24 protein-coding genes are annotated in these 24612 nt (G+C 38.2%); 18 read left to right on the forward strand and 6 right to left on the reverse strand.

Features of this window, described 5'->3' with window-relative positions:
• Positions 1 to 382: 382 nt before the first annotated feature.
• From QKW49_RS16500 to QKW49_RS16510, 3 genes are read left to right on the forward strand one after another with little or no spacing between them, the layout of a single operon-like run.
• On the forward strand, positions 383 to 1351 hold the full coding sequence (locus QKW49_RS16500) for a glycosyltransferase family 2 protein (protein WP_282863761.1): 969 nt from the start codon (positions 383 to 385) through the stop codon (positions 1349 to 1351).
• Positions 1352 to 1362: 11 nt separating this feature from the next.
• On the forward strand, positions 1363 to 2220 hold the full coding sequence (locus QKW49_RS16505; RefSeq protein ID WP_282863762.1) for a glycosyltransferase family 2 protein: 858 nt from the start codon (positions 1363 to 1365) through the stop codon (positions 2218 to 2220).
• A 16-nt stretch (positions 2221 to 2236) separates the two neighbouring features.
• Positions 2237 to 3640 carry an undecaprenyl-phosphate glucose phosphotransferase gene (locus QKW49_RS16510; RefSeq protein WP_282863763.1) on the forward strand — a complete coding sequence of 468 codons (1404 nt, stop codon included), beginning with the start codon at positions 2237 to 2239 and terminating at the stop codon, positions 3638 to 3640.
• Positions 3641 to 3735: 95 nt separating this feature from the next.
• Here the strand turns inward: QKW49_RS16510 and galU are convergent, their stop codons facing one another.
• Complete coding sequence (gene galU / locus QKW49_RS16515; protein ID WP_282863764.1) at positions 3736 to 4599, reverse strand: UTP--glucose-1-phosphate uridylyltransferase GalU; 864 nt, start codon at positions 4597 to 4599, stop codon at positions 3736 to 3738.
• Between the two features lie 415 nt (positions 4600 to 5014).
• On the opposite strand from galU, the gene rplM reads away from it, so the two are divergent.
• The 4 genes from rplM (at position 5015) to QKW49_RS16535 (ending at position 6609) form a co-directional block, all read left to right on the forward strand.
• Positions 5015 to 5449 (forward strand): 50S ribosomal protein L13, encoded by a 435-nt coding sequence (gene rplM / locus QKW49_RS16520; RefSeq protein ID WP_282863765.1) that lies wholly within the window; start codon positions 5015 to 5017, stop codon positions 5447 to 5449.
• A gap of 22 nt (positions 5450 to 5471) precedes the next feature.
• Positions 5472 to 5864 carry a 30S ribosomal protein S9 gene (rpsI, locus tag QKW49_RS16525; RefSeq protein ID WP_282863766.1) on the forward strand — a complete coding sequence of 131 codons (393 nt, stop codon included), beginning with the start codon at positions 5472 to 5474 and terminating at the stop codon, positions 5862 to 5864.
• 159 nt (positions 5865 to 6023) lie between these two features.
• A complete protein-coding gene (locus QKW49_RS16530) occupies positions 6024 to 6311 on the forward strand; it encodes a type II toxin-antitoxin system Phd/YefM family antitoxin (protein WP_282863767.1) in 288 nt (95 codons plus the stop codon).
• The gene (locus QKW49_RS16535) at positions 6301 to 6609 is read left to right on the forward strand and encodes a type II toxin-antitoxin system RelE/ParE family toxin (protein ID WP_282863768.1); all 309 of its coding nucleotides are present in this window, start codon (positions 6301 to 6303) and stop codon (positions 6607 to 6609) included. The genes QKW49_RS16530 and QKW49_RS16535 overlap by 11 nt, the downstream gene beginning before the upstream one ends.
• A gap of 184 nt (positions 6610 to 6793) precedes the next feature.
• Here the strand turns inward: QKW49_RS16535 and glgA are convergent, their stop codons facing one another.
• Complete coding sequence (glgA, locus tag QKW49_RS16540; protein ID WP_282863769.1) at positions 6794 to 8236, reverse strand: glycogen synthase GlgA; 1443 nt, start codon at positions 8234 to 8236, stop codon at positions 6794 to 6796.
• 407 nt (positions 8237 to 8643) lie between these two features.
• On the opposite strand from glgA, the gene QKW49_RS16545 reads away from it, so the two are divergent.
• Together QKW49_RS16545 and QKW49_RS16550 are read left to right on the forward strand one after the other, a co-directional pair.
• Complete coding sequence (locus tag QKW49_RS16545) at positions 8644 to 9519, forward strand: ComEC/Rec2 family competence protein (protein ID WP_282863770.1); 876 nt, start codon at positions 8644 to 8646, stop codon at positions 9517 to 9519.
• Between the two features lie 90 nt (positions 9520 to 9609).
• The gene (locus QKW49_RS16550; protein WP_282863771.1) at positions 9610 to 9825 is read left to right on the forward strand and encodes a DUF3006 domain-containing protein; all 216 of its coding nucleotides are present in this window, start codon (positions 9610 to 9612) and stop codon (positions 9823 to 9825) included.
• A 3-nt stretch (positions 9826 to 9828) separates the two neighbouring features.
• On the opposite strand, the gene QKW49_RS16555 is transcribed toward QKW49_RS16550, so the two are convergent.
• Positions 9829 to 10497, reverse strand: coding sequence for a phosphatase PAP2 family protein (locus tag QKW49_RS16555; protein ID WP_282863772.1), 669 nt, complete (start codon positions 10495 to 10497; stop codon positions 9829 to 9831).
• Between the two features lie 189 nt (positions 10498 to 10686).
• Between QKW49_RS16555 and QKW49_RS16560 the strand changes: the two genes are divergently transcribed.
• Both QKW49_RS16560 and QKW49_RS16565 read left to right on the forward strand, forming a co-directional pair.
• On the forward strand, positions 10687 to 11211 hold the full coding sequence (locus QKW49_RS16560) for a peptidylprolyl isomerase (RefSeq protein ID WP_282863773.1): 525 nt from the start codon (positions 10687 to 10689) through the stop codon (positions 11209 to 11211).
• 196 nt (positions 11212 to 11407) lie between these two features.
• Positions 11408 to 12100, forward strand: a complete 693-nt coding sequence (locus tag QKW49_RS16565; RefSeq protein WP_282863774.1) for a cytochrome c biogenesis protein CcdA — start codon at positions 11408 to 11410, stop codon at positions 12098 to 12100.
• A gap of 77 nt (positions 12101 to 12177) precedes the next feature.
• Here QKW49_RS16565 and QKW49_RS16570 read toward each other — a convergent pair whose 3' ends face one another.
• Positions 12178 to 13167 (reverse strand): DUF4349 domain-containing protein, encoded by a 990-nt coding sequence (locus QKW49_RS16570; RefSeq protein ID WP_282863775.1) that lies wholly within the window; start codon positions 13165 to 13167, stop codon positions 12178 to 12180.
• Positions 13168 to 13685: 518 nt separating this feature from the next.
• Between QKW49_RS16570 and QKW49_RS16575 the strand changes: the two genes are divergently transcribed.
• Positions 13686 to 14333, forward strand: a complete 648-nt coding sequence (locus tag QKW49_RS16575; RefSeq protein WP_282863776.1) for a 3D domain-containing protein — start codon at positions 13686 to 13688, stop codon at positions 14331 to 14333.
• 12 nt (positions 14334 to 14345) lie between these two features.
• On the opposite strand, the gene QKW49_RS16580 is transcribed toward QKW49_RS16575, so the two are convergent.
• Complete coding sequence (locus QKW49_RS16580; RefSeq protein ID WP_282863777.1) at positions 14346 to 15263, reverse strand: DUF445 family protein; 918 nt, start codon at positions 15261 to 15263, stop codon at positions 14346 to 14348.
• Positions 15264 to 15557: 294 nt separating this feature from the next.
• On the opposite strand from QKW49_RS16580, the gene QKW49_RS16585 reads away from it, so the two are divergent.
• Positions 15558 to 16481 (forward strand): AEC family transporter, encoded by a 924-nt coding sequence (locus QKW49_RS16585; protein WP_282863778.1) that lies wholly within the window; start codon positions 15558 to 15560, stop codon positions 16479 to 16481.
• A gap of 255 nt (positions 16482 to 16736) precedes the next feature.
• Here the strand turns inward: QKW49_RS16585 and QKW49_RS16590 are convergent, their stop codons facing one another.
• Entirely contained in the window at positions 16737 to 17843 is a 1107-nt protein-coding gene (locus tag QKW49_RS16590; protein WP_282863779.1) for a Gfo/Idh/MocA family oxidoreductase, read from the reverse strand.
• 160 nt (positions 17844 to 18003) lie between these two features.
• Between QKW49_RS16590 and QKW49_RS16595 the strand changes: the two genes are divergently transcribed.
• The 5 genes from QKW49_RS16595 (at position 18004) to QKW49_RS16615 (ending at position 24264) form a co-directional block, all read left to right on the forward strand.
• Positions 18004 to 18615, forward strand: a complete 612-nt coding sequence (locus QKW49_RS16595) for a TetR/AcrR family transcriptional regulator (RefSeq protein ID WP_282863780.1) — start codon at positions 18004 to 18006, stop codon at positions 18613 to 18615.
• A 61-nt stretch (positions 18616 to 18676) separates the two neighbouring features.
• Positions 18677 to 19387, forward strand: coding sequence for an ABC transporter ATP-binding protein (locus QKW49_RS16600; RefSeq protein ID WP_282863781.1), 711 nt, complete (start codon positions 18677 to 18679; stop codon positions 19385 to 19387).
• A gap of 207 nt (positions 19388 to 19594) precedes the next feature.
• Positions 19595 to 21961 carry an FtsX-like permease family protein gene (locus QKW49_RS16605; RefSeq protein WP_282863782.1) on the forward strand — a complete coding sequence of 789 codons (2367 nt, stop codon included), beginning with the start codon at positions 19595 to 19597 and terminating at the stop codon, positions 21959 to 21961.
• 12 nt (positions 21962 to 21973) lie between these two features.
• A complete protein-coding gene (locus QKW49_RS16610) occupies positions 21974 to 23251 on the forward strand; it encodes an efflux RND transporter periplasmic adaptor subunit (protein WP_282863783.1) in 1278 nt (425 codons plus the stop codon).
• 179 nt (positions 23252 to 23430) lie between these two features.
• Entirely contained in the window at positions 23431 to 24264 is an 834-nt protein-coding gene (locus QKW49_RS16615) for a Gmad2 immunoglobulin-like domain-containing protein (RefSeq protein ID WP_282863784.1), read from the forward strand.
• Positions 24265 to 24612 lie beyond the last annotated feature (348 nt).

Genomic DNA, 24612 nt, shown 5'->3' on the forward strand with positions numbered 1-24612 from the left:
AAATCAACAGAAATACAAAAGGAAATAGAAACCGTTAAGTAGTCAGGAAATATAGATCAAAAAAGGAATCCAGTTCTAACGAATGAAAAAGAAAACCGGACGGGCCCTACAATCCCCATCAAAAAATGTGGGAATATATAGGCATTAATCCGCTAGAATGGCAGGAAAATAAATACTTTACCTAATATTTTTATTATAGGGCTTGAAACTACATCTGCAAAATTATATTAGAATCTGAACAACTACAAATATTTAGTTCAATGTAAGATAAAGTGAAATAAGTGTTAGGATTTGATTAAGATAGATATAAAGCTTTCAAACATCATTATTAAGCTTAAATGTTTTTGATTTTTAAGGATAGTCATATAAGGAAGGGAAGTCGATGGATTACAAAAAAGTGTTAGTACAGATTGTAACATATAATAGTGAGAAATATATTATAAAGTGCTTAGAGAGTTTAAGCATACAAACCTATAATAATATTGAAATTATTATAATTGATAATAATTCCTCAGATGATACAATATTATTAGTAAACAAATATTACAAGGAAACTAGAATAATTAAAAATGGCTGTAATATAGGATTTAGTGCCGCACATAACATCGGATTTATTGTAGCAGAGGCGGAATATATATTGATATTAAACCCTGATGTAATATTAGAAGAACAATTTATAGCTAATATAATAGCTAAAATGGCCCAAGATTCTAGGGTCGGTCTAGTAACAGGAAAGGTTTTAAGAATGAGAAATTATTTTGAAAAGACTGATGAAATTGACTCTACAGGAATTTTTATATCAAAAAGCTGCAGAGCTTTTGATAGAGGACAAGCTGAGATGGATGTAGGACAATATGATTATGATATAGATGTTTTTGGTGCTTGTGGGGCGGCAGCTATTTATAGAAGGGCGATGTTAGAAGATATCAAAGTTGATAATGAGTATTTTGACGAATCCTTCTTTGCATATAAAGAAGATATTGACTTGAGCTGGAGAGCGAGGTTAAAGGGCTGGGAATGCATATATTGTCCGGAAGCAGTTGCTTACCATATGCGAGGCTGGAATGAGGGGAACCGAAAATCTCAGCCTCTATTTATACGTGTCCATTCCATTAAAAATCGCATCCTAATGATGTTAAAAAATGATAGCATAGTAGGTATTCTTGAGCATCTTCCACAGATACTGATATATGAACTGGCAGTCTTCTTTTACTGTTTATTATTTGACTTTAAAGCATTAAGGTATATAATAGAAGTGGTAAAGCTATTACCGCAGACTTTACGAAAAAGAAAGCTGATACAATCGACACGTAGAGTAGATGATAGAGAAATATATAAATATTTTAAATAGATGGTGGACACATGGATTTATCGGTTATTATCGTTAATTATAATACTAAGATACTGCTGGAAAGATGCTTGGATTCAATCAATAAATTCCCGCCGGTTGGTGGCTATGAAGTCTTTGTAGTAGATAATGCCTCTACCGATGGTAGTATCGAATATCTTAACAATTTAGATCAACCTAATAATGTAATTTTAAACAAAGATAATGCTGGCTTCTCAAAAGCAAATAATCAAGCTATCAGCAAAGCTAAAGGACGTTATATACTACTTCTTAATCCTGATACGGAAGTTTTAGTAGATACCCTTGATAAATGTATCGATTATATGGACAAGCATGATGATATAGGTATACTAGGATGTAAAGTGATGTTGCCAAATGGTAAGCTTGATTTAGCTTGTAGAAGAGGTTTTCCAAATTTGAGAAATTCTTTCTTCAAGTTCACCGGCTTTGCCAAGGCCTTTCCCAAAATAAAACTATTTTCAGGTTATAACCTTACCTATCTTGATGAGCACAAAAGTTATCCGGTTGACAGCGTCGTAGGCGCATTTATGATGTTACGCCGTGAGACTATTGAAGAAATAGGCCTCTTAGATGAAGAGTTCTTTATGTACGGTGAAGACATCGACTGGTGCTATCGGGCGAAGCAGGCAGGATGGCAGGTATTCTACTATGCAGATGCATCGATCATCCATCATAAAAGAGCCAGCAGCAAACAAAATCCAAAAGCATTGGTAGAATTTTTTCGTGCGATGAAAGTATATTACCGAAAACATCATGCCAATAAACATAATAAATTTATTAATGAGTTTGTCTATGCCTCTATTGATTTGCTCGCATATCTAAAAATTTTTATAAATCGGTTCAAAAAATAAGAGAGGGGGAATAACAATGATTAAGCAGAATCAAAGGTTCCTTAATGGGATGCTTGTTGTTTTTGATATGTTGGCTTTTCTTCTTTCGTATGGGATTGCTTGGTTCATAAAATTTCAAAGCGGATTATTTCCACTTGAATCTCATCTTAGTTTTATTATATATGCTGAAGTATTGTTGTTTACTTTGCCTTGTCTCCTAGCAATTCAATATCTTCACGAACTATATATGCCTCAAAGGACAAAGCATCTATATATAGAGATACTAAATATTATAAAGAGCAATTTTTCACTTTTTATTCTAATAATGAGTGTGTTGTATATAGCGAAGCAGATACATATCTCACGTATGTTCATTGCATTATTAATCATTTTTAATATAGCTCTATCTGCTATGGAGAGAGCGTCGGTAAGAATAGCACTGAGAAACATTAGAGCAAAAGGGTATAATATCAAATATGTTTTTGTGGTAGGTGGCGGACAGCTCGGCAGAAACTACTTGAAGGCAATTTATCGCAACAGATATCTAGGATATGTTGCATTGGGAATTTTTGATGATAGTGAAGTGAAACAGGGCAAGAAAATAGTAAATACAAGAGTAATCGGACAAATAGGTGATTTGGAGAATGCGCTGCAGCAACATCATGTGGATGAAGTTATTATCGCACTGCCCATACAAGCGTATGACCGGTTGAAGGGCATTATTAATATCTGTGAGAAGTCCGGAGTTAAGACGCTGATCATACCGGATTATATAAGGTATATGCCTGCCCGGCCTCATTTTGATGAGATTGAAGATATTCCGCTAATTAATACCAGGTATGTTCCGCTAGATAACATTGGAAACCGCATGATTAAAAGAGCCTTTGATATTATCACTGCAGCAAGCATGATGATTGTCTTTGGTCCGATTATGTTGGTAATCACTGCTGTTATTAAGATTTCTTCTCCGGGTCCTGTTATATTTAAGCAGGAACGAATAGGTTTTAATAGAAGGCCTTTTGTGATGTATAAATTCAGAACAATGAAAAACCAAAAGAAAGAGCAATCTGATACAACATGGACTACTAAAGAAGATGACCGTAAAACAAAATTCGGTGAATTTCTTAGAGCAACAAGCCTTGATGAGTTACCCCAGATATTTAATGTGTTGAAGGGAGATATGAGCATCATAGGTCCGAGACCGGAACGCCCATATTTTGTGGATCAATTTAAAGAGAAAATTCCTAAATATATGATAAAACACCATGTGCGTCCTGGCTTAACCGGATGGGCCCAAGTAAACGGATGGCGAGGGGATACCTCTATAAAAGAGCGAATCAAGCATGATATTTACTATATAGAAAATTGGAGTTTAATGTTTGACATACGGATACTATGGCTTACAGTATTTAAAGGCTTTATAAACAAAAATGCATACTAAGGATGAGTAAACAACTATAGGGGTGACCTGCGGTCGTCCACGAATACCAATACCATCAATGCGGGCGGCCACAGGCCGCCCTATAATTTTACATTTTAATCAATAATAGTTTTCAAATATGTCCGGAATTCATCTTTTAAATCATCCCGTTTTAACGCAAATTCAACAGTCGCTTCTAAAAATCCCATTCGATTTCCTACGTCGTATCTTCTGCCCATGAAATCATAGGCATACATGGCTTCAGTTTGAGAGAGGTCTTTTAGTGCATCGGTAAGCTGAATCTCTCCACCGGCTCCCGGTTTGGTATTTTCCAGACATTCAAAGATTTTTGAGGTAATAATATATCTGCCTAGGATAGCAATATTGGAAGGGGCTTGTTCTTTATTTGGTTTCTCAACCAAGTCCTTTACCTTATATACTCTATCTTCCACATGGATACAATTGACGATACCGTATTTTGATACGTCTTCATCAGGTACTTTTTGGACGCCTAGAATACTGGTTTTATACTCGTTATATACATCGATCATCTGCTTTAGGCAAGGTGTTTTCGCATCTACTACGTCATCACCAAGCAATACGGCAAAAGGTTCATTTCCGATAAAGGATTTTGCGCAATAGATAGCATGTCCAAGGCCGCGCGGCTCTTTTTGACGGATATAATGGATATTTACCATATTGGAAATATTCTGTACCTGTTCAAGTAAATCTTCTTTGCCGCTCTTTTCAAGCTCTGATTCCAACTCGTAAGATTTGTCGAAATGATCCTCAATAGCTCTCTTGCTTCTGCCTGTAACAATGATGATATCTTCAATACCCGAAGCACAAGCTTCTTCAACGATATATTGGATAGTGGGTTTATCTACAATCGGGAGCATTTCCTTTGGCTGCGCTTTAGTCGCCGGTAAAAATCTGGTTCCTAACCCTGCAGCGGGAATAATTGCTTTTCTGACTTTCATAAGATACCTCCTAATATTTACTACAACAACTGAACATAATTTTATCAAAAAACAAAATGGAAGTAAATGACTAGGATAAAAAAGATATGGAGGCTTTATTAAAACACATTGTTTATAAAAACATGAAATGATATCGTATCTATAACGAGAAAAATGGGTATTTTGGGTATAAAATCGAAGGATACCTATGATAAATTAAAAATATCAAAAAAAGTCCTTGACATCGAGTAGGATATGTATTAAAATATGTTACGTGTCAATACTAGCCTCGGGTAAAACATACGGTTATATGAAAAAAATAATCAATATAACGCTTTGTGCGATATAAGAGGTAGTGTTAGAAGGACGATAGGTATGGGTTTGGATTACTACCCACCACCCACTACCCACAATAAATTTTTTAGGAGGGAATTTTATGAGTACTTTTATGGCTAATGCCGGAAACGTAGAAAAAAAATGGTACATCATAGACGCTGCAGATAAGCCGCTTGGTAGAGTAGCTACACAAGTCGCAAGAATTCTTAGAGGAAAGCATAAACCAACCTTTACACCTCATGTAAATACTGGGGATCATGTAATCGTGTTGAATGCCAGCAAAATCGTTTTAACAGGTAAGAAGTTGGATCAAAAGATGTACAGACGTCATACTTTGCATCCGGGCGGATTAAAAGAAATGAAGTACAGAGATTTGATGGCTACAAAGCCTGAAAGAGCAGTAATGCTCGCCGTTAAGGGAATGCTGCCCAAAAACTCTCTCGGAAAAGAAGCACTGACAAACTTGAGAGTATACAGAGGAGCAGAGCACAATCATGAAGCTCAAAAGCCCGAAGTATGGACTCAAGAACTATAATTGAAGAGGGAGGATGAATAAAATGGCTAAAGTTCAATATTATGGAACAGGAAGAAGAAAAAAATCCGTTGCTAGAGTAAGACTGGTACCTGGAGATGGAAATGTTACTATTAACGATAGAAGCATTGATCACTATTTCGGTCTTGAAACATTAAAGGTTATAGTAAAACAGCCTTTAGCGCTTACAAAGACTCTTGATAAATTTGATGTGATTGCAAAGGTTGTTGGCGGAGGGTTTACCGGACAGGCTGGAGCAATCAGGCATGGTGTTGCAAGAGCACTGTTGAAAGCTGACGAAGAGTTTAGACCTGTCTTGAAAAAAGAAGGATTCTTAACCAGAGACCCAAGAATGAAAGAAAGAAAGAAATACGGACTCAAAGGGGCAAGAAGAGCACCACAGTTCTCAAAGAGATAATTATTTTATCAATTATACAAAAAACCGTCAAGGGAATCAACCCGTGGCGGTTTTTTTATTGTTAGGAAATACTTCGTGTAAAGTTTGTTATTCTAAAATTTATTGCCAAATTATCATAATTACGATAAAATTATGATATATAAATAAAGGGGTGATACTATGCCACACATTAGACCGATATCAGATTTAAGAAATAACTTTGCTGATATTTCAAGAATGGTACATGAAACATCTGAGCCAGTATACTTAACCAAGAATGGTTATGGGGACATGGTTGTAATGAGCATGGAAACTTATGAACGTTATAAATTTGAAAATGAAGTTTACTTCAAGTTAAAAGAAGCTGCTTATGAAGCCAAGACAACTGATGTGAGATATTCTCATGAAGAAGTTTTTGATGATCTAAGAGCGAAACTTAATCAAAAGGTAGAAATAGATGATGTATAAGTTGCGGTATCTTCCGTCTGCAAGGAAAGATATATCGGAAATTGTACTATATATAGCCCAGCATTTGAAGGCTGCAAAAGCAGCAGCGGACTTGGTAGATGCGCTTGATAAATCAATAAAGAGACTGGAAAAGTTTCCATATTCATGCAAAGTATATCAAGCTGCTATAGCTCTGGATGAAGAGTATAGGATGTTGCCAGTCAAAAATTATGCTGTTTTCTATGTAGTAAAGGATAACATTGTAGAAATTCACAGAGTGATTTATTGCAAAATAGATATTGAAAATATAATTAAATAAGCTGTTGAGAGTATATCATCCTTGGGGTTCTGTATTGTTAAGAAACTTTTTAGGTGCAATTCTTACAGATAATAAGCTTGTAGGGGCAGCCTGTGGTCGTCCGTATCAGTAGCGTTGGTGTTCGCGGACGACTTCAAGCCGCCTCTACAGTAGATATCTGTTAGGGTAAAATTTGTTCACCATGTTATTTGCTTGACGCAGTATGATAAAGTTCCACATATTCTTCAGCAGATTTATTCCAACTGTAATCTGCCGACATGCCACGGCGGATAAGCGCGTTCCAGATCTCTTTATCCTGATAAAAATGTATTGCCCGTTTGATGGTATGCAGCATATCTTGCGCATTGTAGTTGGTGAAACTAAAGCCGTTCCCCTCATTGGTCAACTCATTATACGACTGTACGGTATCATTGAGCCCACCAGTTTCCCTTACAATCGGGATGGCCCCGTAACGGAGGCTGAAGAGCTGGCTGAGCCCGCAAGGCTCAAACAATGACGGCATAAGGAACATATCGGACCCGGCATATATTCTCTGCGCTAAAGTACCGTCATACTTTATATTGGCCGATACCTTGGCAGGATATAAGGAGGCAGCATGTATAAAGAGCTGCTCATAGATAGATTCACCGGTTCCCAGTATCACAAGCTGCAGATCTTCGTGCAGCATGTCATGAAGTACACATGATATCAAGTCAAGTCCTTTTTGAGCAACCAGGCGGGAGATAATACCAATCACTGGGACATCATTCCTGACAGGAAGTCCAAGGACTCGCTGCAGCTCTCTTTTATTTTCATATTTTCCTTCCAAATGATTTACATCATAATTGGCAAATAGCCTTTGATCGGAGGCGGGATTGTTGGTTTCCATATCAATACCATTAACGATACCGTATAAATTCTCGGATCTTTTTCGTATCATGTCTTGGAGGTTTTCTCCGAAAAAGTCATGCTTGATTTCTTCTGCATAGGTTTTGCTAACGGTATTGATGATATCGGAATAAGCTAACCCGGCTTTCATACAGTTAATCTGGTCATAAAATTCAATCTTATCTACGGTAAAATGTTCCCAGCTTATGCCCAGTATGTCGGTGAGCACTTCCTTTGGAAAGACGCCTTGATATTTGAGATTATGGATTGTAAACACGGTTTTGATATTTCTAAAAAAATCCTGTTGCTTATAACGAGCATTGAGCAGCAAGCTGACAACACCGGTTTGCCAATCATTACAATGGATAATGTCCGGCTGAAATTGGATACATGGAAGCATTTCTATAAGCGCCTTGGAAAAGAAGATAAATTGCTCTGCTTCATCATGATAGCCGTAGAGACCGTTTCTATTAAAATAATATTCATTATCTATAAAATAGATTGTAACACCGTCATACTCTGTTTTCAGTAAGCCGCAATATTGATGCCGCCAGCCGATATCCACATAGATATATCCGATATACTCCATTTGATCAACATATTGCTGCGGAATATCTTTGTATTTAGGCATGACGACCCTTATATCAACATCCAGATTTTTAAGGGCTTTGGGGAGAGAGCCTGCAACATCTGCCAGTCCGCCTGTTTTAGCAAAGGGTACTACCTCGGAAGAAGCAAAAAGTACTTTTAATTTTTCCATTTAAAACCCTCCTCAATATACGTTACGTTGGAGATTATAGGAAGTTGTGAAAAGGTGCTTATCGTTCGAAAATTGGACTTTTTTACAACCTCGTATAGGCAGTTGATTACTGAAATTCAAATTTTAATGAATTGTCTCACACTACCTATAAATAAATCCTACTATATTATGGAATAAATTTCAACATTTATCGTTATAACAACAGAAGTAATTGCATAAGCAATTACTACACACCGTTTCAACGAGGCAGGAGATATGCTCACTGCCTGTTTAATTTAATCGGTACCTACCATCTATAGAGGTAGGGCGGGGCCCATCTTTTCGCCTCGTTATAAATTCTACTCTTCAATATTTAGGCTATTGTATGCTATAATGTACCTTAAGAATAATAAAGGATGGGAGAATATATGTATAAAATTAGGCTGCAGTTTATCATAACACTATTAATAGTTTTTATTGTTGCTTTTACAGGATGCACCCTAGAAGTTGACACTTCAGTACAGGATGACGAAAAGGATTTAAAAGTACATTTCATCGATGTAGGGCAAGCGGACAGTATATTGATCAATCTTCCCGGCAAAGTCACCATGCTGATCGATGCCGGAAATAATGGTGATAAAGACACAGTGATTGACTATATTAAGAGCCAGGGGATAAAGCAAATAGATTTCTTAGTAGGTACACATCCCCACGAAGATCACATAGGCGGATTAGATGCCGTTATCAAAAGCGTTGATATCGGAAAAGTATATATGCCCAAAGTAACACATACATCTAAAACCTTTAAAGATGTCCTTCTGGCTATTAAAGAAAAAGATTTGAAAGTATCAAGCCCTAAGCCTGAAGAGGTTATTTTTGATGAAGATGGACTTGAAATACAATTTTTAGCCCCGGTGTCAACAAAGTACGAAGAATTGAATAATTATAGTATTGTAGCGAAAATCACTTATGGAGAAACATCCTTCTTGCTCACAGGGGATGCGGAAGAGTTATCCGAAAAAGAGATGTTAAAGAAATCTCCATCTCTGCTGACTGCAGACGTGCTAAAAGCAGGGCACCATGGCTCTTCATCTTCAACATCACCCGAGTTTTTAAAAACCGTTAATCCTACTTATGCGGTCATCAGTGTAGAAGAGGGAAATTCATACGGACACCCGCATAAAGAAGTCATAGAACGGTTGGATAAAAGCGGCATAAAATATTACAGAACAGACAAAAACGGCACGATAGTAATGGCAAGCGATGGGAAAAATATTAATATAAGTGTTGAGAAGTCCCAATAAGTATAATCATAGAAAAATAGAATGAATAGAGGGCGGACAAATACTCCTCACTAAGCACTCCCCACTCCCCACTAATAAAGGAGGCTGCTCATGAAAGCAACCATTGATCGCTTTGAAGGTAACTTTGCTGTAATAGAATTAGAAAATAGAGAAACACAGAAAATTCCGAAAAGTCTGCTTCCCCCTTGTGCAAAGGAAGGAGACGTATTGGATATCGTAGATGGCTTTTTTCACATGGATACATGTGAGACCGATAAACGAAAAGAAGAAATTGAAAAGCTGATGCAAGAGGTATGGGAAGAGTGAATATCACTCTTCCACTTTTTTTGTAAATATTTGCCCGGTTGTAAATGCTCTCAATGCATCAAGTTTATAAATAACCATATAGAGCAAGGCGCTTAGCATAATACCATAAAGCACATCTAATATAGAATGCTGCTTTAATGTCACGGTGGACAATATAATCAACAGCGTGGTTATACAGGAACCTGTTTTAATCCAGCGGTTATTCTGTAATGACTCACAATTCATTAAAGCTGCATGTACGGCAATAGAATCCAATACATGCATACTGGGGGCCGAATTGGTTGGTGTATCCGTCATATAGATATAGTAAACCATTCTTGAGAAGATATCCTTACCTGTAATCACAGGCCGTAAGTTTTGCCCATTAGGGAAAACAGCGTATATCGCAAAGCAAATCGTCATTCCGATAAACATGAAAGAACAAAGATTATAAAAATCCTTTTTTGATGTAAAGCCTAAATAAACCAAAGCAATAATGATATAGATATACCAAAATAAATATGGGATTACCATCTCTTTAATAAAAGGAATATAATTATCTATTTTTGAGTACATAATATATTTAGGAACAGTAATCTTCTCATATACATGATATAAAATGACGATGACCAGATAGTAGGACAGTATGCTAAAATGCTTATATTGATCCAGCTTCTCTTTTAATATCTGCATAAATCATTCCTCCTTTGCTCAGTAGTCCTTAATATTATACGATGAAAAGTGACAAAGGTTTACTATTTATCAAATATTAGACGAAGATTCTGAGAAAAAAGTTTCACGTTGGATTATATAATGAATAGAACTATGGTATAATAATCCTATTGCTAATATATACATACCACCGAAAGGAGATGTTTAATCGTGTCGAATCCTGTAGCAACAATTGAAATGGAAAATGGGGATAAGATAAAAATTGAATTATACACTGATACCGCACCCAATACGGTGAATAATTTTATATCTCTGGTAAAGAAAGGCTTCTATGACGGATTGATTTTTCATAGAGTCATTCCCGGTTTTATGATTCAGGGAGGATGCCCGGAGGGTGTTGGAACCGGAGGCCCCGGCTATCACATTAAAGGTGAATTTAAAGACAATAAGTTTGACAATTCTCTGGTGCATACCCGAGGAGTCATATCCATGGCCAGGTCAAGACATCCTGATTCGGCCGGCTCCCAATTTTTTATCATGGTTGCCGATGCACCGCATCTTGATGGACAGTACGCGGCATTTGGAAAAGTCATAGAAGGAATGGAAGCAGCGGATAAGATTGTATCCGTACAAACCGATTTCAGAGATAGACCGTTAGAGCCTCAGACCATGAAAAAAGTAACGGTTGATGTGAAGGGGCAAGAATATCCCGAGCCGGAGATTATTGAAGAATAAACGGTAGGAAATATGAAGAAGTCTATTGCTCAGCAGCAAAGCAAATAAACTATCCGAGACCGCTGAAAAAGTATGATTTAGCACGCAGAAGGAGTGAAGCATGGGCGGGGCCCCGCCCATGCTTTGCGACTGACCAATGAAGCGCTTTTTCAGTAATTCTCAAACCGTCCCCCTTAGTAACTAGAGGAGGTACACTATGACGGATGTGTCACTTTTAATGGTTTTTATTGAAGGAATCCTTACGTTTATTTCTCCGTGTATTTTGCCCATGCTTCCCATTTACTTTGTATATCTTGCAGGAGCATCCGCACATCACAATACATCACATGCAATCAATAAGACACTGATCATCAATACGTTGGCATTTATATTAGGTTTTACTATTATATTTACACTGCTTGGGGCCTCTGCCACTACGATAGGTGATCTGCTTAAAGATCATATCGGCTTATTAAGAAAAGTCGGTGGAAGTATCATTGTTATTTTCGGTCTTTATTTTATAGGATTACTTAGACTGAATTTCTTAAATACGGAAAAAAGAATCCATATGGAATTTAAAGAACTAGGCTTTGGAAGTTCGATGCTTTTCGGTATGGTTTTTAGTCTTGGATGGACGCCATGTGTAGGACCTTTTCTTGGGTCGGTACTGCTTTTAGCGGCTACTTCTGAGACGGTAGGTAAAGGAATATTGCTGCTTGTAATATATTCTGTTGGATTGGGTATTCCTTTTTTAATGTCAGCTATACTTTTTGATAAGCTGAAAAACCTATTTTCAACAATAGGAAAGTATCAGAGGATTATAAACATGATTTCCGGGATTATACTAATCATTATGGGCGTTTTAGTTTTCACAGGGCAAATTCAAAACATAACAGGATACCTGATTTAAATAGCTTGTTCACATAATTATCCACAAGGTTATTAACATATGTGGATAATTATGGAAAAATATTTGCTTATAGATTTTTAACTCTGTATATTGTTTTTCTTAACAAATTTGCTTATAAAAGGTTTGAAAATTAGGAATAAGATGAACAGGATGATAAGAGCAGGCAGTAAACGGATCACACCGATTACAAAGTCTCCTAATGCGTCTATGGTATCTTCAAAGCTATCCACAAGCGCGTTAAGCAGTCTATCTCCATAGGTATTGGTTCTTCTGATATCATCAGGTAACTTTTCGCGCAATTCGATAGTGATGGTAGAGAAATCCACAAGATTGTCCCATTTCCTTAAAGAACCTTTTAATTTCTCGATCTCATAAGTAATTTCACTTAGCTTTCTTTCCAACTGAAGCATGGTATTTAAGTCTTTTGCTTGTTTTAAATATTCTAAAACCCTTTCACGTTCTGCTTCAAATGTTTGAGCACGGCTTTTTGTGTCATAATATTGATCGGTGATTTCTTCGCTGGTGGTACGGTCATCCAGTACCGTCCCCATACCTCTTAGCTCATCTAAAACGTTCTGGAATTTATTCTGGGATACCCGCAGTACGATGGATCCTTCCTTTTTATATTTTTCGGGGTTCGATGAGATTTTTGTAGAACGTACGCTGGAGCTTTGCAGATAGCCAATCCCGGAATTCTGTACCATAGAAGTAATCTTCTTGAAATTCGCATCGAAATCTTCTATCTCCAATAAGATAAAAGAATTAAAAATTATTTTTCTATCACCCAATACATTATTATTGACGTTTTGTGAGTCGAGTGCCGAAAAACTGCCGCCGTCATCTTTTTCAACTGTAGTTGCTTCGGCAGCTTCTTCGGTATCAACGCGGTCATTTACTGCCATGTCTGTTGCACTGCTTGTGTTCCTGCTTGCCGCCGCGCCGGAGGCTTCACTTTTAGACTGAGGTGCAGCCATCTCACTACTTTTACTGGCACTGCACCCGATGAGAGAAACACTTATAGATATCACCATTATGCAAATAACTAACCAACAGAAAAATCTGTTCACGATTAATCCCTCCTAACAATTTTATAGTATTAGACGGATAGAACAAGCTTTTAGTTCCAAAAGTTAATAGTGAACAACTGATAGTTAATAATTAATAGTGAATAGTGAATAGTGAATAGTGAATAGTGAATAACTGATGGACAGAATGGTGTACAATGGACGATCTGATGAATGGACAATGTACAATGGACAATGAATAATGTGCGAACATTGATATCCATTTGAAGTATGATGTGTGCGTTGCCCTGACCAGTCAAGCACTTTTTCCCAACCTCCTATAGCAGACTGTGGTAAAGTCGAATTCAGCACATAGAGAAAATCGAACTTGGGGACTGTCCCTGCTGTTTGCTCGGTTTTGGCACAACAGAGGGACTGTCCCCATGTTTGACTTTCGAACGATTAAGCACTTTTTCACAACCTCCTATAGATAAAAAAGGAAAAATATTACTTTTATTTATCATTAGGATATGATACAATAAAAAAGAAAAATTTACCATATGCAAAGGAGGATGGGAACAATGTTAGCATTGTTTCAAAGTAATAAGGATAAGACCATACTCTTACTTTTGTTGGTAATATTTATTTTAAGTATCGTTCTTTTCTTTATAGGTACAGCTATTTTTTCATCACTACCAACCCAAGTGTATAAATTAACGAGAGAAAATAAGAAATTGGAAGAGCTTATCATGCAGCAGTCTGATCAAATAGAGGAGTACAGAACCCTGATTGATCTAATCAATGAGGAGAATATGTCACTTCAAAGTACGATCAAGATGCTTGCGTTTGAAGGGAAAAAACCTGTATATTATACCAAACCTACACCGCAAATCAGCCGTCAAAGTGCATCCAGATTCCGTAGAATGCAATATGTAGGAGAATGGTTGGGAACAGCGTATACGCCTTCGGCTGAAGAATGTGGAAACGATCGTGGCATCACTTCTTCCGGACAAGCTATCGTTCCGGGATATTCTATTGCGGTAGATACCGACTATTGGAATTACGGCCAGCGGTTTTATATCCAGGGAGTCGGAATGGTAGAAGCGATGGATACGGGGAGTGCTATTGACGGAAAAGCGCGGTTTGACCTTGCCATGTTTGATAAACAGGCAGCCCTCCGTTTCGGACAGAGAAAAATGAAAGTATGGATGATAGAAACGGAGGAATAAGAGCGTATCCGGTTATGAAAATAAAGGCATTAGGAACCCCATGATTAGCCCCAACAGTGCGCCAAGCCAAATAATTGCTTTTAGCTCTTTGTCAATGATACTTAAAACAAGCTGCTCTACCTCGATAACATCAAAATCGTTAATGCGTTTTTCTACAATTGAAGGAATATCAATCATAGCTGTTATCGTATGAACATTTTTTCTTACCAATTTCATAAAGGCATTGATTGCTGCATTTTTTATTTGCGGCAGTTTATCTTCCAACTGCCGGGATATTTGATTTATCTCTACATTTAGAATTTTGTCCATTTCATCTTCAACCAATAACTCGATAATGGTATGGGAATTAGAAAAAACAAGTTCTTTTATCTTATCTGTTATTACATCTTTTATAGAGTCTACAATATTTTTGTTAAAACTTAGCGCCATTTTGATTAAAGGATGATTTAACTGCGTCTCCATATATTTTTCCAAACTTCCTGAAATATATAAAGTGAGTTTTTCCACTACTTCAGGTGAAGTAATCTTTTGATGCAAAAAATCTACGGCATTGTTCCGGACATACGACAGTATTTTTTCAACATCACCGGCATCCAGTAAATCTTGAGAGATATCACCGAGTGTCTTATTATCGTTCTCAAATTCAGCGATTTTCTGATCGACAAACTCCTCTATTTTTTTCTGGAAATGTGGAGAAGTCAGAGTATCAATAATGATCTCATCCGTTAAAAGCTTCTCGCCCACTGCGGTGCCGATACTTCTTGCAAGTCGTGCCTTCTCGCGAGGGATAATGCCGGGTGTAAAAGGAATTTTCAAACCCCGGATATATTTTGGCTTCAATGGCCGGAATAACATTTTAATAGCGATAAAATTAGTAATGTATCCGATTAAAGCACCTACAAGCGGTGCGGTAATATAAGCAAGATTCATAGTAATTGCACTCCTTCTTTTGTAATAAGACATATACTATTATTCCACTAACACGGAAAAAGGTCAAGATGCAGATAAAAAACCTTGAAATTAGAGTTAGCCATCTATATCATGGCTTTAATGGGGATGAAAAATTTTTTTTGATGTAAAAAGAATATAATATCCTTTGATAAACATTTGTGGTAAAATGATAAATGGTAGTTTTTCATATGTGTTTATAATACAAATTATGACATCTAAGGTTATTATAATGACTTATGAATTGGAGTTTTTATATACAAGGAGAATATAGTTATGGATTTTATTGTCACACTTAATCAAATACTGGTCATTTTTATACTGTTACTAGTAGGTTTTTTAGTACGAAAACTAAATATCGTAGATATTTCCTTTACCAAAAATTTATCAAGCTTTTTATTTAATGTTGTATTACCGGCAATGATTATAAATGCCTTCAATTACCCTTTTTCAATGCAAGTCATTCGGGATGCGGGCTGGCTCATTGTCATTTGCATAGGGATCATCTTGCTTTCCGCCGGAGTTTCTATCATAGCGGTTAAGCTTCTTAATGTAGACCAGGCTTCACGGAATGTCTTTGAATTTAGTATTATGTTTTCCAATTTTGCGTTTATGGGATATCCGGTTATTGAAGCTTTATTTGGGAAAGAAGGGATTTTGTACGCTTCTCTCTTCAGTCTTCCCCTTTATATTCTTTTTAACTCTTTAGGAGTAATAATGTTTATGAGAAAAGATGCAAAAGGGATGGGAAATATACATCTAAGGGACATCGTCAATCCGCCAATGGTTGCATTGATTATCGGTCTATGTATATTTTTATTCTCTATTCAATTACCTAAGCCCATAGCTCAAACTGTTTCTATGGTTGGAAATACCATTACGCCGCTGGCGATGGTTCTTTCAGGACTTATTTTGGCAAATGCTGCGTTTTCAAAAATGTTTTCCAATTACAAAGTATATATTGTAAGCTTTATCCGGCTAATTCTTCTTCCCGTTGCAGTATTGCTGGTATTGAAGCTTTTTAACTTGGAACTGCTCATGATAGGTATACCGGTTATTGTCACAGCCATGCCTATTCCCGCTAATTCCGCGATATTAGCCGAGAAGTTCGACGGCAATGCATACCTTGGAGCCCAATCGGTATTTATATCTACATTGCTATCGGTACTTACCATTCCGATTATTGCATTATTTTTATGATCAAAGAGAAGCCCACAGGGTTACATAAATTGAATTAAATAATTGGATATCGCAAAATTAAAGGAACGCCACGGGGGGCGTTCCCTACGAATTGTAAATCATTATATAAATGGAATTTGGTATTTTATGTAGGGAACGGCCCCTGTGCCGTTCCGACTCAAATGTTTCATTTAACTTAGTAAGACCTGGGCCCCGCCCATGTGTTGCCCTGACCGATGAAGCACTTATTGAGGATTTTCACCCTGCTTCATGGCTTTATTGCAGATAATATGGCTGGTGCGGGGTGATGGTATGAATATCACTATGCACGATATGTCCGATTTCATTCGTAGGTCCTGTCACATCCACTTTAACCGGTTGTTTTGTTTCTATAGAAGCTAATATATCAAATACCATCTTAACATCCCCATATTCAATCTCAGGGGTAACAGAGATGTTTTCTATACCGATCATCGCATTATAGAAATTCAAAAGCTCATTATAATAGCCTCTTTTTGGGGTATATTGAATGAGCTCCTTGCCTCCGTCATTATAAGCCACATTAATAAACCCGCAAACCTTCTCTTCAAGGTAGATTTCACCTTTAGTACCGAAGATGCGCAGTCCTACCAAGGGCGCTTGCATTTCTTTGCCGTCAGGATAATAAACATATTGCCCGATGACGCCATTCTTAAATAGGATCTGTGTATTTACCGACATATACGGATTGAAATCTTCCTGCTGGGGTCTGCCCATTGCATATACATGATCAACAGCACCAAAAATATGTCTCATTCCGGCAATGTCGTGAAGAGCGGCATCAAGAAAAGCACCGCCTTTGTAGTTAGGATGTTGACGCCATTCTTTAGCGGCAAAAGTGTTTTTTTTCATTTCCGATTCAAAATCCACAACATTATTTTGAATGAAATAAACCACTTCACCGATCTTACCCTGATTGATGATATCCCGAATCTTATTGATTTCTTCATTATACCGATAGTTTTCCGCCACCATTATTTTTACATCATGCTCTCGATGAAGCTCCAATAATTTCTTGCAGCCTTCCAGCGTAGCGGCCAGCGGTTTTTCAGCAATCAAATTCTTGTTTGATTGTATAACTGCGGCTGCCACATCATAGTTCTGAGAGATAGGTACCATTACATCTACCGCATCGATATCATCTCTCTTAAGCATTTGACGATAATCATCGTATACATTGTTTAAGTCAAGCTGAATACTGCGTGCAAAATTTTCTGCATCTGATTTTGTTCGGTTGCATAGTGCCACTACTTCATATCTGTCACTAAGCTGTTGCATTGCGGGCCAGTGAAGACGTTCCCACGCCATGCCTGTGCCGATAACACCCATTCGAATTTTTCGCATAGATATTACTCCTTTCAAAGTTGAATTCAATGATAGTATTTGATATATATGCAATAAACATCAATGGAAAATAATTCTTTTTAAATTGACTGATAGTCAGTCGGTGTGTTATACTATGAATATCTTAAAGCATAAATGAGGAGCAGTAAGGAGAATACATATGCCTAGAATTACAAAAGATCCTGAAACAAGAAAGAATGAGATTCTGGATGCGGCGCAGGAATTATTTATCACACAGGGATTCGAGCAGACTGCAGTAAGCGATATTGTTAAAAAAGTAGGGGTTGCGCAGGGAACCTTTTACTATTATTTTAAATCGAAAGAAGAGATTTTAAAGGCCGTTTTAGAAAGATTAATTGATCAGATTGTAAAGAGTCTAACTTCTGTAGTGTATGACCAACGTCTAAATGCAGTACAAAAAATGCAGGGATTTATAGATGGACTTTTTTCGTTTGAAAGAGGAAAAGAAAGTATGATGGAATACGTTCATCGTGAACAAAATGCTATCGTCCATAATAGGCTTGCAGCAAGTCTTATTGAGAAGATAATTCCTTTGATCAGCCAAATTGTAGAGGAGGGTGTTAAAGAAGGGGTTTTCGATACCGACCATCCTTTGGAATCGGCGGAAGTACTATTGTTTGGAGTAGGCTATATTCATGATTCCGTCGCTTTTAGCGGAGACGAGGAGATATATCGTCAGAAGATGCTTGCTACCCAAGATGTCGTTGAAAGGGTACTGGGCGCAGAGAAAGGAAGTATCCGGCTAATATAGAAGTCTGGGTGTTAAAGCCCGATTAAGCACTTTTTAACATTCTCTTAAAGGGGTGAAAGGTATGCTGGGGAAAACACTTTTTAAACTCCAAGACGTTACAAAAGAATACAGAATGGGAGAAGTCAGTGTAAGAGCATTAAAACCTGTATCATTTGAGATATACCAAGGAGAGCTGGTAGTGGTATTAGGACCCAGCGGTTCAGGGAAGAGCACGCTGTTGAATATTATGGGCGGCATGGATAGTCCTTCGGAGGGAAAGATTTTCTTTAATGGTCAGGATATTTCAGTTTATAACGATAAACAACTGACTCTATTTAGGCGTAACAGAATAGGTTTTATATTTCAGTTTTATAATCTTATGCCCAATCTTACTGCAAAAGAAAATGTAGAACTGGCTACGGAAATATCGGCGAATGCGCTTGAAATCGATAAGGTATTGGAACAGGTGGGTCTTAAAGACAGGGCAGACCATTTCCCGGCTCAGATGAGTGGTGGTGAGCAGCAAAGAGTGGCAATTGCGAGAGCGGTGGCGAAGAACCCTGAGGTGCTTATGTGCGATGAGCCCACCGGAGCGCTGGATTATTCTACAGGGATCAAGGTTCTCAGCTTGCTGAGGGACATTAACCGGGATACAGGAAAAACCATTATCATCATTACACACAATCAACCTATCGCTCAAATGGCGAACCGGGTTATTAAGATGAGAAGCGGAGATATTGTAGAAATAGAAGAGAATGAAAAACCCATAGATCCCAGTAGGATTATATGGTGAGATAGTTCACAGTTCACAGCTTATCTACGTAGAGAAATTATAGTTAGTTATCGTAGGGGTGGACGATCCTGTCCGCCCGATGTATTATTGCAATATCTGCGGGCGGACAGAGTCGTCCGCCCCTACGAGCACTTGTCTGATATATAGCTTGGAGATTTTTAATTTTATATTTGGGGATCTGTAAAGTGCAAAGTGAGGAGTTTTTCCATGAAGAAGTTAAATAAAATGCTTTTGCGTGAAATAAAAAAGTCAAAAGGGCAATTTATTGCAGCAGCAGCAGTAATATTTGCCGGTATCGTGATGTTTTCCGCATCGTACATGTCCTATCAGAACTTGAAAAACTCGGTAGATTACTATTATCAGCAATACCGTTTCCTGGACTATTATGCGGAAGCCCAGAATATTACACCGGAAGTCATTCGTAAAGTAAAAAGGCTGAACGGTGTAAAAGATGCAATAGGAAGAATCAGTGTCGATGTGGCGGCAGACATGGTCTCGGATCGGAGAGTAACCGTAAGGCTGATTTCTCTGCCTGATCATGAGCCTCCTTCAATCAATAATATTTACTTTATTTCAGGTCGTTACTTCAGTCAAAGGCTGCAAAATGTATGTCTGGTGGATCAAAAGTTTGCGGAGTTTTATAAATTGGAGCGGGGAGATAGTATCAGCGCCATTATAAATCTGAAAACACATGAGCTGAAGGTGGATGGTATCGTGGCCAGTCCGGAGTTTATTTATGCCATGAAGTCCACTGCGTCGGTGTCTCCTTCGGCAGAAGATTTTGGGGTCATCTATGTGAAGGAATCGGCTGCCCGAAGTATTCTGGGATATGGTGATGCGTATAACCAGCTGCATGTTACATTTCAACAGGACATGGACCACGGCAAATTAATAGATGAAATTGAGGATATACTTGCTCCCTATGGATTTATCCGGGGGACTGAACGTAAGGACCAATTAAGTTATGTGTTTGTGGATAATGAGATCAATGAGTTGGAAGAGATTGCGGTTATGTTTCCCATGCTGTTCCTTAGTGTAGCGGCGATGATTATCTATATTATGCAGCGAAGGATCATAAGTAATCAGAGGACATTGATCGGTGTAATGAAAGCGTTCGGATACACAAATAGAAGGATACTATGGCATTATATACTATACTCTGTTCTTATAGGGTTGGCCGGGGCGGTTCCTGCGGTTTTTACAGGGCTTTTAGTCGGAAGAGTGATGACCGGTTTATATAATAAGATATTTAATATTCCGGTAATGCACATCACCATATACTGGGATATATTGTTTATCGGTATCGGACTAAGTATGGGATTTTGCCTTGTGGCAGGATATCATTCCGCCAAGCGGGTGCTTAAGATTCACCCGGCGCAAGCCATGCGGTCCGAAGTTCCTAGGGCAGGCAAGAGAATATTTTTGGAGCGCATCAAATGGTTATGGAACGGGATTACTTTCGGGTGGAAGATGAGTATCAGAAATATTTTTCGAAGCCGGCAGCGCACTATGCTTACCATATTCGGTATCTCGTGCACCATTATGTTTTTCATGATTTCTCTATTTTTTATGGACTGTGTTAATTATATTTTTGCTAAGCATTTTTTTGAATTTCAGACACAGGACTATAAGGTGGTATTTGCGCAGCCTGCATCCTATTATGATGCGCATGAATTGAAGAACATTGAAGGAATAAAAAAATCCGAACCTCTGCTGGAAGTGCCTATAGAACTAAAAAACGGATGGCGTAAGGAGGAAACTACGCTGATTGGTGTGGTGGATCATAATTTTTTTTATCATTTGATTGATGTACAAAGAGAGTCCATGGATATGCCGGAAAGTGGGCTGGTGGTTTCTCATGGAATGGCGGATAAACTTTCCATCAAGCCCGGTGATATGGTTACTATTAAAACTTATGAGGGAACCACCAAAGAAAAAGATGTTAAAGTTGTAGGCTTAACCAAGCAATATATAAGCTTTAACTGCTTTATGAATATTGAAGCATTGGGTGATTTGATGGGGGAAGGAAAGTTTGCAACACATGCGCTTATCAAGATAGACCCCGGAATGGGTAGCAAGGTTGTGAAAGAGTTATTCAAAATACCTGGCATAGAAACGGTAGAAGGAAGATTAGCCGCATATGAAGGGTTTATGGAATTCCTTGATCTCTTATATGTGTTTGTCGGACTGATGATTACCTTTGGAGCGATTATGGGCTTTGCTATTATTTTTAATACAACGGTCATTAACATCATGGAGCGGCGTAGAGAACTTGCGTCATTGAAGGTATTGGGTTATACGCACCGTGAGATTGAGAGCACGATTTTCAGAGAGAATATGCTGCTGGGGTTTGTGGCACTGCCTATTGGTACGGTACTGGGTAGGTGGATGTGCGAAATGCTGGGGCGACATTTCAGCAATGAGATTTTTACATTGGAAGTAATCATTTATGGCAAAACATATCTCATTACTTTTATCAGTGTTTTTATATTTATCATCCTTGCCCAATGGGCAAACAGGAAGAATATATCCGGCCTGGATATGGTGGAAGTACTAAAAAATAGAGAGAATTGACGGGGGTTAGCCATGATGAATAGAAAAAAAGGGCTCATTGGGATAGTAATTGTACTAGGAGTGATTGCGGTTGCTGTTGCGGTCAGCCAAACGAAGGCGGCCGATGCAAGGATAGAAACCGTAACAAGAGGGAATATGAAAGAATTTATCGAGCTTAGAGGAAAAGTAGAATTAGACAAAAAAGAAAAAGTATACAGCAGATTATCAGGAATCATTGCGCAAGTAAAAGCAAAAGAAGGCGATCAAATAAGTGCAGATATGCCGCTGGCCCAGCTGGACGTAGAGGACTTGGACATAGCTATTGACAAGGCTCATGCTGCCTATAACGCCGCAAAAGCATCTTTGGAAGAGTTGAAAAACAGTATAAAGCCGGAACAGGTACGGCAGGCACAAGCCCAGTTGGAGCAGGCACGCATTGCATTAGAAGCAGCACAGAAAGAGTATGATTATAACAGCGAAAAAGTTAAAGATATGCATGTACTATATGATAAAGGAGGGGTTTCACAGCAGGATTTGCAAGATGCACAAATGTTGGCAGTAGCAGCGGAAAGCGTACTGAATGATGCAAAACAGCGTGTCACTATTGCGGAAACCCAGCTTGATATTTTAAGAAAAGGGGTTTCGGCTGATGCGGTGCAGGCAGCGGAAGCAAATGCCGAGCAGGAAAGGCTCCAAATAGAAGAATTAAAAAATAGCTTGGGGAAAACACATATTTATTCGCCGCTAGAAGGCAGGGTGCTTTCAAAGTATGTCGAACCGGGAATGGCTGTTGAGCTTGGGACTCCGCTATATGAAGTCGGAGATTCTAATACGGCATATATTGAAGTAAGCGTTCTTACCGATAATGCCCGCAAGATTCAATTAGGGCAAAAGGCGCTGATATCGGGTGAAATATTGGATGATCATGAAATAACGGGAAAAGTATATTATATTGCACCTAAAGCAGAAAGTACCGTGTCATCACTGGGTGTGGAACAGCAGCGAATAAAGATGAAGATTGCGTACGATAATAATACCGTACAGCTTAAACCCGGATATGGTGTGGATGTGGATATTATTACACAGGAAAAGGAAGATGCGCTGTATGTTCCTGATAAGGCGTTATTTAATCTGGATGGAGAGGACTATGTATTTTCGGTTACGGATAGTAAATTGATACTGCAAGCCGTGCAGACAGGAATAGAAAATGATGAGTACATTGAGATTCTGCAAGGTTTATCCGAAGGCCAGCAAATCGTCATCGGCCCGTCTAATGAATTAAAGCCGGGAATGAAAATAAAGAGCAAATGAAGTATGATTAGATCATGGAACAAAAGCGGCTCCTTTCCGTCTAATCATATAGATAACTAAAATAAGGCTTATAATTTGTAGGGTTATATGTCATGGGGGTTCTTGTAGGGGCGGACGACTCTGTCCGCCCGCGGATAACCTCGATTTTGGTTATATAATACAGAAGGGAGTGTTTGTTTATGAAAAGATTATGTATGATCATGTTCATTATATTTATTTTATTAACCGGTATGGCGTGCAGCAAACAGCAGGGGGCTGCGCCCGACGGGAAAGACAATCCGCCTCCGGCGTCCAATCCTCCGGCAGCAGCGGATAAGCCTGAAACCAAGGAGGAGCCGAAAGTGCCTGAAGAAAAGAAGGAAGGTCCGTATGCCGACTTGATAGTAGAAAAAGCACCTCAAGAGGTAATGGACTGGTTTGATAGCTTTGGTACAGACAGAGGGGCATATGTATACCAGCACCCTGACAATACTTATATCAAAATTAATGCAGGGGAAAAACCTACAGGCGGATATGGTATAGAAATAAAAGATTTTATTGACAATGAATATGAGAAAAAGATCGTAGCAGAAGTTACAGAACCTCAAAAAGGTGAGATGGTTACCCAAGCGATTACTTATCCGTCCATAATATTACGGTTCAAGGATGATCAGATTGCCCAGTATGTGATTGAAGATAAAAAAGGGAATACATTTCCGTTAGAAAGCAAAGTATTTCTAGCTGCATTTGAGATGCCTCGAGAAGGGGAAAAAATTGATAATCCGGTGAGGGTAAAGGGAATGGTAGCTGCTTTTGAAGGAAGCTTTGCTGTACGAATATTGGATGCTGATGGAAATATTCTAAAAGAGGAAAATCTTCAAACCACCGGAGCACCGTATTGGGGCAGCTTTGACGAAGAGATCGCATATCCATCCCCGGCAGCAGCCAAAGGAAGCATTGAAGTAGGCGAATTTAGCGCAAAAGACGGACAGTATATCAGCCACGCAGAGATAAATGTTGAGTTTGGTAAATAATAAGAATAAATGAAATCCTCTTAACAACACTATACTATAAATGAAGGTAGGGGCAGGCCTTGTGTCTGCCCTAATAATACGTAAATATTTTCGTTTGGGCAGACAAAAGGCCTGCCCCTACAATTAGTTACCATAAAGCCAATTTAATATTTAAAAGTAATTCTTTTCAAATAGCGTCCTCTCCAAATTTTATATGCATAAGTACCTTTCAAATGAACAAGCTCTCCGCATTTCGTACAGTAATAAGCATGAAGGCATTTTTTCTTGTGAACTACGTATAAAACCCTTATCATCTTGGTTTTACAATTCTGGCAATACATTTCCCTCCCCCCTTATTTCCGATGAGAT

Origin of the sequence: Petroclostridium sp. X23 (assembly GCF_030013905.1) — a bacterium.
Lineage (GTDB): Bacteria > Bacillota > Clostridia > SK-Y3 > SK-Y3 > X23.